The 8,690-nt window shown below is 64.3% G+C and carries 12 protein-coding genes and 1 pseudogene; 4 read left to right on the forward strand and 9 right to left on the reverse strand.

Annotation, left to right across the window (positions count from 1 at the left end; all coding sequences use genetic code 11):
* Nucleotides 1-3 precede the first annotated feature (3 nt).
* From ACIGGF_RS23060 to ACIGGF_RS23070, 3 genes are all read right to left on the reverse strand, one after another.
* Complete coding sequence (locus ACIGGF_RS23060; RefSeq protein WP_347873402.1) at nt 4-1,167, reverse strand: hypothetical protein; 1,164 nt, start codon at nt 1,165-1,167, stop codon at nt 4-6.
* Nucleotides 1,168-1,575 (reverse strand): DUF302 domain-containing protein, encoded by a 408-nt coding sequence (locus ACIGGF_RS23065; RefSeq protein ID WP_006898203.1) that lies wholly within the window; start codon nt 1,573-1,575, stop codon nt 1,168-1,170. It lies immediately after the preceding gene.
* Nucleotides 1,576-1,653: 78 nt separating this feature from the next.
* Entirely contained in the window at nt 1,654-2,166 is a 513-nt protein-coding gene (locus ACIGGF_RS23070) for a hypothetical protein (RefSeq protein WP_347873401.1), read from the reverse strand.
* A gap of 106 nt (nt 2,167-2,272) precedes the next feature.
* Here ACIGGF_RS23070 and ACIGGF_RS23075 point away from each other — a divergent pair, with 106 nt between their 5' ends.
* Both ACIGGF_RS23075 and ACIGGF_RS23080 read left to right on the forward strand, forming a co-directional pair.
* Nucleotides 2,273-3,001, forward strand: coding sequence for a thioredoxin domain-containing protein (locus ACIGGF_RS23075; RefSeq protein WP_006898205.1), 729 nt, complete (start codon nt 2,273-2,275; stop codon nt 2,999-3,001).
* Nucleotides 3,002-3,012: 11 nt separating this feature from the next.
* The gene (locus ACIGGF_RS23080; protein WP_347873400.1) at nt 3,013-3,885 is read left to right on the forward strand and encodes a cytochrome c biogenesis CcdA family protein; all 873 of its coding nucleotides are present in this window, start codon (nt 3,013-3,015) and stop codon (nt 3,883-3,885) included.
* A gap of 37 nt (nt 3,886-3,922) precedes the next feature.
* Here ACIGGF_RS23080 and ACIGGF_RS23085 read toward each other — a convergent pair whose 3' ends face one another.
* The 3 genes from ACIGGF_RS23085 to ACIGGF_RS23095 form a co-directional block, all read right to left on the reverse strand.
* On the reverse strand, nt 3,923-4,270 hold the full coding sequence (locus ACIGGF_RS23085; protein WP_032370113.1) for a DsrE family protein: 348 nt from the start codon (nt 4,268-4,270) through the stop codon (nt 3,923-3,925).
* Nucleotides 4,267-4,884: a class I SAM-dependent methyltransferase gene (locus ACIGGF_RS23090; RefSeq protein ID WP_347873399.1), complete on the reverse strand. Its 618-nt coding sequence runs from the start codon at nt 4,882-4,884 to the stop codon at nt 4,267-4,269. Before ACIGGF_RS23090 ends, ACIGGF_RS23085 begins: the two co-directional genes overlap by 4 nt.
* A 125-nt stretch (nt 4,885-5,009) precedes the next feature.
* A complete protein-coding gene (locus ACIGGF_RS23095) occupies nt 5,010-5,636 on the reverse strand; it encodes a peroxiredoxin (RefSeq protein ID WP_166810359.1) in 627 nt (208 codons plus the stop codon).
* Between the two features lie 59 nt (nt 5,637-5,695).
* Between ACIGGF_RS23095 and ACIGGF_RS23100 the strand changes: the two genes are divergently transcribed.
* Together ACIGGF_RS23100 and ACIGGF_RS23105 are read left to right on the forward strand one after the other, a co-directional pair.
* Nucleotides 5,696-6,373 (forward strand): GntR family transcriptional regulator, encoded by a 678-nt coding sequence (locus ACIGGF_RS23100; protein WP_347873398.1) that lies wholly within the window; start codon nt 5,696-5,698, stop codon nt 6,371-6,373.
* 386 nt (nt 6,374-6,759) lie between these two features.
* Nucleotides 6,760-7,053: pseudogene (locus ACIGGF_RS23105) on the forward strand (heavy metal translocating P-type ATPase); the annotation flags it as partial.
* Nucleotides 7,054-7,157: 104 nt separating this feature from the next.
* Here ACIGGF_RS23105 and ACIGGF_RS23110 read toward each other — a convergent pair.
* The 3 genes from ACIGGF_RS23110 to ACIGGF_RS23120 form a co-directional block, all read right to left on the reverse strand.
* Entirely contained in the window at nt 7,158-7,784 is a 627-nt protein-coding gene (locus ACIGGF_RS23110) for a DUF305 domain-containing protein (RefSeq protein WP_032364203.1), read from the reverse strand.
* An 85-nt stretch (nt 7,785-7,869) separates the two neighbouring features.
* On the reverse strand, nt 7,870-8,289 hold the full coding sequence (locus ACIGGF_RS23115; protein ID WP_032364204.1) for a DUF6153 family protein: 420 nt from the start codon (nt 8,287-8,289) through the stop codon (nt 7,870-7,872).
* A gap of 51 nt (nt 8,290-8,340) precedes the next feature.
* Nucleotides 8,341-8,577, reverse strand: coding sequence for a hypothetical protein (locus ACIGGF_RS23120; protein WP_347873397.1), 237 nt, complete (start codon nt 8,575-8,577; stop codon nt 8,341-8,343).
* Between the last annotated feature and the right edge of the window lie 113 nt (nt 8,578-8,690).

Here is an 8,690-nt window from a genome sequence, read left to right on the forward strand (position 1 = left end):
AGCTCAGAAATGGGGGATCACCTTGAACGCGGTGTACCCGTCGCTGCTCTGGGCCAATGCGACACCGTTCGAGGTCACTGCTGTCGGTGCGGCACTCGGTGATGTGCCGGTGACGCGGCCGGAGGTCGCATCGATGGCAGTCACCCCCGAGTCCGACGCGCCGTAGACGACGCCGCCGACCAGAGCGAAGCGGTCGGCGGCGGGAAATTGATCGGCGGTGAAACCTCGGGTGCCGTACTGCTCGAACAGGACAGCGATTCCGTCGTCGGTGAGGTCTGCGGTGGTGATCATTGTCGCCCCGCTACTGCTGTCGGCGGTCACCACCATCGGACTGCGGCTACCGCTGATCCATCGGAGCTCGGCATCGGAGAGTCGATAGACCGCCTGGATCGGTTCGGGACGGGTCGGGATCGTCCATGCCACGACCACTGCATTGCCGGCGGTGGCGACGAATCGTGCGGTCCCGGGGATCGCTGCGGGGGGCGGGGTGAGGGTGTCGGTGGACCAGGCGGTGTTGCCGGTGTCGGCGGTCACGATGCGCGCTGTGTCGCCGTCGACGGTGACCGCGTATCCACCGGATTCGGAGATCGCACCCGTCAGGTCGGTGCGGTGTCCGTCGGTCGCCGAGACGGCGGCCACGGCTGCGGGCCTTGCTGTCTGCGAGCAGTCGGCGTCGATCAGCAGCCCGGACCCGGTCAGGCAGCCTGCAGCAGAGACCGGACCCCATACGAGGTCGCCGGTGCGGGTATCGCGGGCGGTCATCGTGGCCGGTGCACCCGAACCGGGATCATCGATGTCCTCGGTGATCAACAGCTCACGGTTGTGTGTGCTGGTCACCGCGAACTCGTCGCGATCGGCGGGTACGTCCACGCCGAACCGTGGTGTGCCGGTGTCGTCGAGTACCTGCACCCGGTGCGAACCGGATGCGTCCGAGGAGTCGACGACTCCGACGAACCCGTCCTCGACGATCTTCGGCTGCGACAGGAACGGGATCGACCACAGTGCCGTGTCTCCGAAGCCCGGCGGCGGCGCGGCCGGATGCGCGGCCGGATCGGTGCCCGTGGCGTCTCGAGTAGGCGAGGAACTGCACGCCGACGCCAGCGCGACGGCGCACAGTACAACGGTCCCGATCACCGCCGCCGCTCTGCCGATACGGTGCACACCCATCTATGCGGTGGTGCTGTCTCCGCCGAGTGCCATGATCGCGCTCTGCAGCAGTGCAGTGGCCCGGTCGGCGACCTCGGCCAGGCCCGCTGCATCCGAGAGCCCCACCATCACTTGGGGGTTCATCGCTTCGACGATGGTGCTGCTGCCGTCGGCTCGCACCACCACGTTGCACGGCAGCAGCAACCCCACCTGCCGATCGGTGTCGATGGCAGCCTTCGCCAGCTGCGGATTGCATGCTCCGAGGATGACGTAGCGTTCGATGTCGGCGTCGATCTTGCTCTTCAACGTCGACTGCATGTCGATCTCGGTGAGCACTCCGAATCCCTGTTCGGCGAGTGCCTCACGGGTTGCGTCCACGGTTTCCTCGAACGGCATGTCCACTCGGGTACCGATGGCCAGTTCGGTCATAGTTCGTTCGGTTCCTTTCGATCGGTTCGGGTGTCGGTCACTCGATGGTCGGTGCGCGGGTGAGCAGGCGTCGCCCGGTCATGCTGCGCAGGAAGCGGAGGTGCAGTCGCGTTTGCGCCATCGGACGATCACCGCTGCCGTCAGCATTGCCAGGGACACCCCGGCGAGGATGGGTTGTATCGGTGCCCACAACCCCAGGGCACCCGAGGTGCCGAGCGCGAGAAGCACCAGCTTGTTGCACACCGGACATCCGACGGCGAAGAAGGTCAGTACGACACCGAGAGCGGCGGGTGTGCCGGTCCGCTCGACCCGCGCGGGTTTGTCGATCCCGAACCACAGTGCGGTCAACAGGGCCGTGGCCAGCAGAACCGGAAGCTCCCACGCCCGCACCGGCACCTCACGGCCGAAGACCGGCGTGTCGATGATGTCGGTGGGAATGCCCACCACCAACACGGTGATCACACCGGCGACGGTGCCGCGTGCCGCCCGCATCCCCCAACGCCCGTACCGAGCGGACTGGGCGATCACCTCGTCATCGGAACGGCCTGCGGTTTCGACGTCGAGGCGGTCGGACGTGGCGGGCTCGGTCATCAGCGAGGATCTCCTACGGGTTGTAGTTGTGTGAGTAGGGTGACACTGTGAGGCTATACCCAGATGGGTATCGCTGCCAGTATTGCCGACTGCCGAAAGGTATTGCATGACTTCGACATCTCGCTCCACTCGCCGACGAGACATCGTGCTCCTGGCCATCGCCGTGGTGGTGGCGGCCGTGCTCGTGGGAGCTCTCGTACTCGGAACGACAGGTGGCGACGAGCAGTCGGAGGCCGCACCGGACGCCGGGTCGAGCAGCGCGAGCGGACCGCCGGTGATGGGACCGCTCGGCGATCTGGCGCACCGCGAGCCCGATGATCCGATGGCCCTCGGCGACGTCGATGCCCCGGTGGTGATGATCGCCTTCTCGGACTTCCGGTGTCCGTTCTGCGCCCAATTCAGCCGGGACACCGAGCCGCAGCTGATCGACCGATACGTCGATACCGGCACCCTGCGCATCGAATGGCGAGACCTACCCATTTTCGGGCAACAATCGTTCGACGCCGCCCGGGCCGGACGCGCCGCCGCCGCCCAGGGCAAGTTCTGGGAGTTCACCCGCGCCGTCTACGCCGATGCTCCCGAAACCGGTCACGCGGACCTGACACTGGAGTCGCTGCAGAGCTACGCGCAACAGGCCGGGGTACCGGACATGGCTCGGTTCACCGCCGACGCCACCGGCACCGCATTCGACGCCGCGATCACCGCCGACTCCACCGAAGCGCAGTCGTTGGGTATCCCGGCCACTCCGGCGTTCTCGGTGAACGGTGATCCGGTTCTGGGCGCGCAACCGTTCTCGGAATTCGTCGATCTGATCGACGCGGCAGCCGGCGCGTAGGGCGGCCCGCGATGTCGCAGATCGGACTTCTCGGAGCATTCCTCGGCGGGCTCCTGGCACTTCTCAGTCCATGTTCGGCCCTGCTGCTGCCCTCCTTCTTCGCGTACGCCTTCGACGGGGCCGGCAAGCTCGCCGGCCGCACCGGGATCTTCTACCTCGGGCTCGCGGCGGTCCTGGTGCCCCTCGGTGCCGGAGTCGGGGCCATCGGCTCGGCGATCACCCGGTATCGCGAGGTCACCACGATGATCGGCGGCGTGGTCATCATCGCCCTCGGGGTGATGATCATCGTCGGTCGCGGCTTCGCGCTGGGGTCCGCGCAGAGAGCAGCCGCGCGCATCGACGTCTCCTCCACCGGATCGGTGTTCGCCCTCGGCGCGGTCTACGGGCTCGCAGGGTTCTGCTCGGGACCCCTGCTCGGCGCGGTCCTGACCGTCGCCGTCGCCGGCGGTCAGGCCGTATACGGCGGAGTTCTCATGGCGCTCTACGCAGCGGGGATGGTGATACCCCTGTTCGTGCTGGCGCTGGTCTGGGACCGATTCTCGCTCGGATCACGAACGTGGCTGCGCGGCAAGGAAATCAGCATAGGACCGCTGAGAACGCACACGACATCTCTGATATCGGGGGTACTTTTCATCGGTATCGGAGTGCTGTTCCTGCTCACGGAGGGCACAGCGAACCTCGGCGGCGTCATGGGGGTCGACAGTCAGTACTCGCTCCAGGTCTGGATCAGCGACGTGGCCGACGCGGTACCGAACACCGCAGTACTCCTGATCGCAGTGCTGGTGATCATCGCAGTCCTGACGGTGCGCATCGTCCGTGGTCGAGGCCGCGACACCGCAGCCGAGTCCTCCGAGCTCGGTGAACGCGAGAACCGAACTCTCTGAGACGGTGTGCCTACGACACTGGAGCGGGGATGTGATGTCAGGTGTAGAGCTGTGACCACCCATCTCGCTGACGTCGAGCGAGATGGAGCACTGCAGCGGGAACCACTTCGACACCCATCAGCAGATCGTCGTCACCGAGCCCTCTGCCCTCCAGACTGTTGCGGCATGCTTTCACCGTGATGGAGGCCGAATCGATCAACGCCCGCATCTCCAGGGAAATATCCGAACAGCGCAAGGCCGCATCGAGGCCCGGTCCGAAGCACACGACTTCGATCGTCACCGGCTCGGTCGCAGCATCGAGAAGGTTGTGGATCGCCCGCACCACGGCGGTGGGTGTGGTGTTGACGGCGAACACCACACGCAGGGGAGTCGGATGATCGGTCACGTGAAAGTTCCGTTCTTCAGATCACGGTGAGCTGCGGTGCCCCACGGCTGTGCATGGAGAAGAACATCGATGGCCCGACCCTCACCGACAGGGCGGACCAGATGTTCCAGCTCGTGGACCTGCAATCCGCTCGCGGCGCGGGCGAGGTCGTCGATGGCGGGCAGGATCGACGGATCGGGTGGGCCTCCGACTCCGTGAGTGAAGTTCTCGAGCGCATGACCGAGATACAACAGCCGTCCACCCGGTGCGAGCCAACTTCCTGCACCGGCAAGGACGGCAACCAACTCGTCGACCGGTAGATGCAGGAAGCCGATGGCCACCAGATCCACCGGGCCGGGCGGCTCCCAGGCCCGCACGTCGGCAACGGTGTAGTCGATCGACCGGTCCTCCCCGCCGCTGCGTGCGAGTTCGATTGCCACAGAAGAAAAATCGACAGCATTCACCGTCCACCCCGCGTCGGCCAACCATCGAGCGTGGCGCCCGTCCCCGCACCCCAGATCGACCGCCCGGCCAGGGGGCAGCTCCGCAAACCGCGCAGACAGGGCAGCCGCCGGGGCCGACCCCCACGGATGCTCGACGCTGCTGTACCGAGCATCCCAGTCCGACGAATTCACTGATTCACGCCTTTCCACTGTTGACCACCGCTGACCACCGCAGGGTCGGACAACCCGACGCGTCGACGAAGCTGTGAGTCACTTCACTGTACCCCGGGGGGTAACAGTGTGAACGGGTGCCCTGGTCAGGGCTGCGCGGTCAACCGCAGATAAGGCTTCAAGGTTCGATATCCGGGGAATCGTGTTGTTGCCTCGTCGTCGGAAACGCCCAGTCCGATGATCACGTCTTGACCCGGCTGCCAGTCGGCGGGTGTAGCCACTGGCTGACCGTAGGTCAGTTGCAAGCTGTCGATCGCGCGCAGAATTTCCGTGAAGTTGCGGCCGGTGGACATCGGGTAAGTGAGGATCAGCTGTATCGACTTGTCCGGGGCGATGACGAACACCGAACGTACGGTGGCCGCCGCGCTGGCGCTCGGGTGAATCATGTCGTAGAGCTCGGAGACTGCGCGATCGGTGTCTGCGATCATCGGGAAATTCACTGCTGTGCCTTGCGTTTGACCGACATCGCCTTCCCATGCCAGATGCGAATCCACCGAGTCCACAGAGAGGCCGAGTAGCTTGACTCCACGTCGATCGAACTCAGGTTTCAGCCGCGCTGCCGCACCGAGTTCGGTTGTGCATACGGGCGTGAAGTCACCGGGGTGGGAGAACAGCATTCCCCACGAGTCTCCCAGCCATTCGTGAAAGGAGATCGTTCCTGTGGTTGTGGCGGCGGTGAAATCCGGAGCTGTATCGCCCAATCGAATACTCATCGGTGCGTCCTTTCAATTATCGGTAGATCATAAATGATCGATCATTTATGATCGTACATGTGAAAGTCCCCTCGGAGTCGACGGATGCTCGGTCAAAGACAGGGCAGGGCGTCACGGTGACCGGTCTGCCCGAACAGATCAAAGATCTGCTGTGGAATCGAATAGCCGATGGCACGTACTCGCCGGGAGATCGGTTGATCGAGACGCGGATCGCTCGTGAGCTCGGCGTGAGCCAAGGTCCCGTCCGTGAAGCTCTTCGGCAGTTGGCCGGAATGGGCCTGGTGGTCTTCGAAGCCCACCACGGGTGCCGAGTCAGACGGGTCGACCAGGACGAGCTCGATGAGGTGTCAGTGGTGCGCGCAGCACTGGAAGAGACAGCAGCACGACTTGCAGCCGGTCGCGGCATGGCGGTGGACCGCATTGCCGATGAAGTCGACGGTATGCGCTCCGCCGCCGTCGCCGCGAACGGTCGAGCATGGGTCGCGCACGCTATGGCATTCCATCGGCTCATCGTCGCGGCCTCCGGCAACAGCACACTGCTGTCGACGTGGGAGCATCTGTCGATCGAAGGTCGAACCGCTCAACTCGTATTGGCACCAGGATTCGACATGGGTGCCAGCACGGAACAGCACCAAGTAATACTCGAAGCGCTCGGTGCGGGCGATGCCGAAAGGGCCGCTCGGCTGTCTCGCGAACACGAAGAGACCTTCATCCGCGGCGACCCCACGTCAGATTGAGCGGAAGGGCACGACCACAACGACCGCAGCTGCCTCTGCTCCGCGGCCCGTCACCTATCCGAACGGCATGGCCGGTTCGGTGGATTCGGACGTCAAGCGACGCTATGCGCGATCCACATCCAGCCATAGTGACTGTGTATGAAACCCGTGCTCAGTTATTCGAAAGATCGAACGAACCCGAACCGCGCCCCGGGTGTGACGCGCCCTCTTATCGGAGGATTCCGTAGCACTCGCTGACGCCGCTCACTCTGATTCCGTTTGTCGGTGAGACGGCTGCTGGCTTCGTCAGCGAAATTGTGGACATCACTCTTTAAGCTATGGCGACTTAGTCGACCGTCCAGTGCAGTCCACTTCTGACACAGTGCAGTCGTCTTCTGAAACTGACATCGGTGCTGTCGGTAATCGAACTCTCGCGCGCCTCGTACCGAAAGATGAAGCAAAACCTCTGGTGGGCAGCGGGATACAACCTCATCTCAGTCCCACTCGCGGCAGGAGTGCTCGCACCGGTCGGGTTCGTACTGCCCATGTCCATCGGCGCGATCCTGATGTCGCTGTCGACGATCATCGTCGCCGCGAACGCGCAGCTGCTCCGGCGACTCGACCTCACGCCCGACACCATCGCCGGAGCGCTGAACGAGGGGAGTTCCAATCCTCCGTCGCAGCGCACACCGTCACTGTGAGAGCTGATCTCGTACCGGAAACGCAGCCCTGACGACTGCGAAACGCTGATGGCCGCACCCTCTCCGCCGGAGAGGATGCGGCCATCGTTGTGTGGCGGGCCGGGTCAGCCGAGCAGCCGCTGCATGGTCTCGATTTCCTGCTGCTGAGTGGCGACGATGGCGCGTGCCATCTCCAGGGCGTCAGGATTGGAACCGTCCGCGATTTCGGTGTTCGCCATCTCGATGGCACCGGTGTGGTGGGCGATCATCATCGTCAACCACTGGCGGTCGAATTCCGGTCCCGACGCTGCCATCAACGCGTCCATGTCCTGAGCGGTCATCATGCCGCTGCCAGAGCTGTGGTCCATCCCGCCCATGTCACTCATGTCCATGTCGGGCATGGGCTGGCCCCACTCGGTCAGCCATGCCGTCATCTGGTCCATCTCGGGCTGCTGTGCGCCGGCGATCGCCGATGCCAGCGACAGCACGTCCGGGTTGTCGGTGCGGCCGTTCGCCATGTCGGCCATCTCGACTGCTTGTGCGTGGTGCGGATACATCATCTGCGCGAACATCACGTCGGCATCGTTGAACTCTGCGGACGCGCTTGCTTGGGCCGAGGACATCGGTGCGGAGGACATCGAGCCCATGGAATGCCCGTCCATCGACGAATCGGTCGAGTCGTTGCTACAGCCGACGACGAGGAACGCGCTGGCGGCGGCAGCAGCGAGTGAAGCCATGACTTTGGTACGCATGTGGAATCTCCTTGCAAGAGTGGACAATCAGGGGTGTGTGACGTGTTTCGGTCCGCCGGTCGACGCGCGTCTACCGGGCTCCCTGTCACACTCGCAAGGTCACCGATCTGTCCAACTCCCACAAGGTCCACGGCGGTGCGCGCTCCAGGATGGAGTCTGTGCGCCCGGCGATCCCGTCCACCGCTGTCGGCGACTGGCCTGTCTCGGTGCTCATCGTCGGGACGGACAACGCGGCCCACGACACCGGAGTTCCCACACAGGGATGCATCATCTGATGCGCCGACGGACAATCGTGTTCCCCGAACATCACCGAAGCCGAGCTACTGCCCGGGGCTGTCGACGCCATCGCGGCATGACCACCGGTCATCGACTCCGACATCGGGCCAGCCATCGACGATGCCGGTGTCACAGAATGCATCAACAACACCCCGAACACCGTCACTGCAATCAACAATCCGATCGCCGAGGCTGTGCCCCGTCGAGTGCGACGAATCGTCGAGTTCATGCTCTCGACGGTAACAGGGCATACCCCCCAGGGGTAGCGTCGGTGCGTCGTTCAGCTGGCCAGTCGGACGTCAGCTCTCGGTCGTGCGAACCAGTGAACCAACACCCCGCTCGCGACACTGAGTGTTGCGAGCGTCGGCATCGCCACCACGATCGCCCTGTCGAGCCCCCAGAAGGTTGCGAGCGCACCGATCCCAACCGCAGTGAGACCCTGCGACAGGTACGCCACCAAGTACATCAACGACAGTGTCGCGGCCCGCGTCTCGGCCTCGGAGGCTGCGACGACCATCCCGAGCCCGCCGTAGAATGAGGTTCCCCCCGGATGGTGGACACCGAGATAGCGGGATCAATGGTTCCGCTGGAAGGATGTCCTCATGTCCCGCAAACGCAGGTCTTTCACGA

Origin of the sequence: Rhodococcus sp. NPDC078407 (assembly GCF_044542515.1) — a bacterium.
Classification (GTDB): domain Bacteria; phylum Actinomycetota; class Actinomycetes; order Mycobacteriales; family Mycobacteriaceae; genus Rhodococcoides.

Coding starts and splice junctions, on each gene's coding strand:
- ACIGGF_RS23060 (WP_347873402.1), bottom strand. CDS start 1,167: ATGGGTGTGCACCGTATCGGCAGAGCGGCGGCGGTGATCGGGACCGTT.
- ACIGGF_RS23065 (WP_006898203.1), bottom strand. CDS start 1,575: ATGACCGAACTGGCCATCGGTACCCGAGTGGACATGCCGTTCGAGGAA.
- ACIGGF_RS23070 (WP_347873401.1), bottom strand. CDS start 2,166: ATGACCGAGCCCGCCACGTCCGACCGCCTCGACGTCGAAACCGCAGGC.
- ACIGGF_RS23075 (WP_006898205.1), top strand. CDS start 2,273: ATGACTTCGACATCTCGCTCCACTCGCCGACGAGACATCGTGCTCCTG.
- ACIGGF_RS23080 (WP_347873400.1), top strand. CDS start 3,013: ATGTCGCAGATCGGACTTCTCGGAGCATTCCTCGGCGGGCTCCTGGCA.
- ACIGGF_RS23095 (WP_166810359.1), bottom strand. CDS start 5,636: ATGAGTATTCGATTGGGCGATACAGCTCCGGATTTCACCGCCGCCACA.
- ACIGGF_RS23110 (WP_032364203.1), bottom strand. CDS start 7,784: ATGCGTACCAAAGTCATGGCTTCACTCGCTGCTGCCGCCGCCAGCGCG.
- ACIGGF_RS23115 (WP_032364204.1), bottom strand. CDS start 8,289: ATGAACTCGACGATTCGTCGCACTCGACGGGGCACAGCCTCGGCGATC.
- ACIGGF_RS23120 (WP_347873397.1), bottom strand. CDS start 8,577: ATGGTCGTCGCAGCCTCCGAGGCCGAGACGCGGGCCGCGACACTGTCG.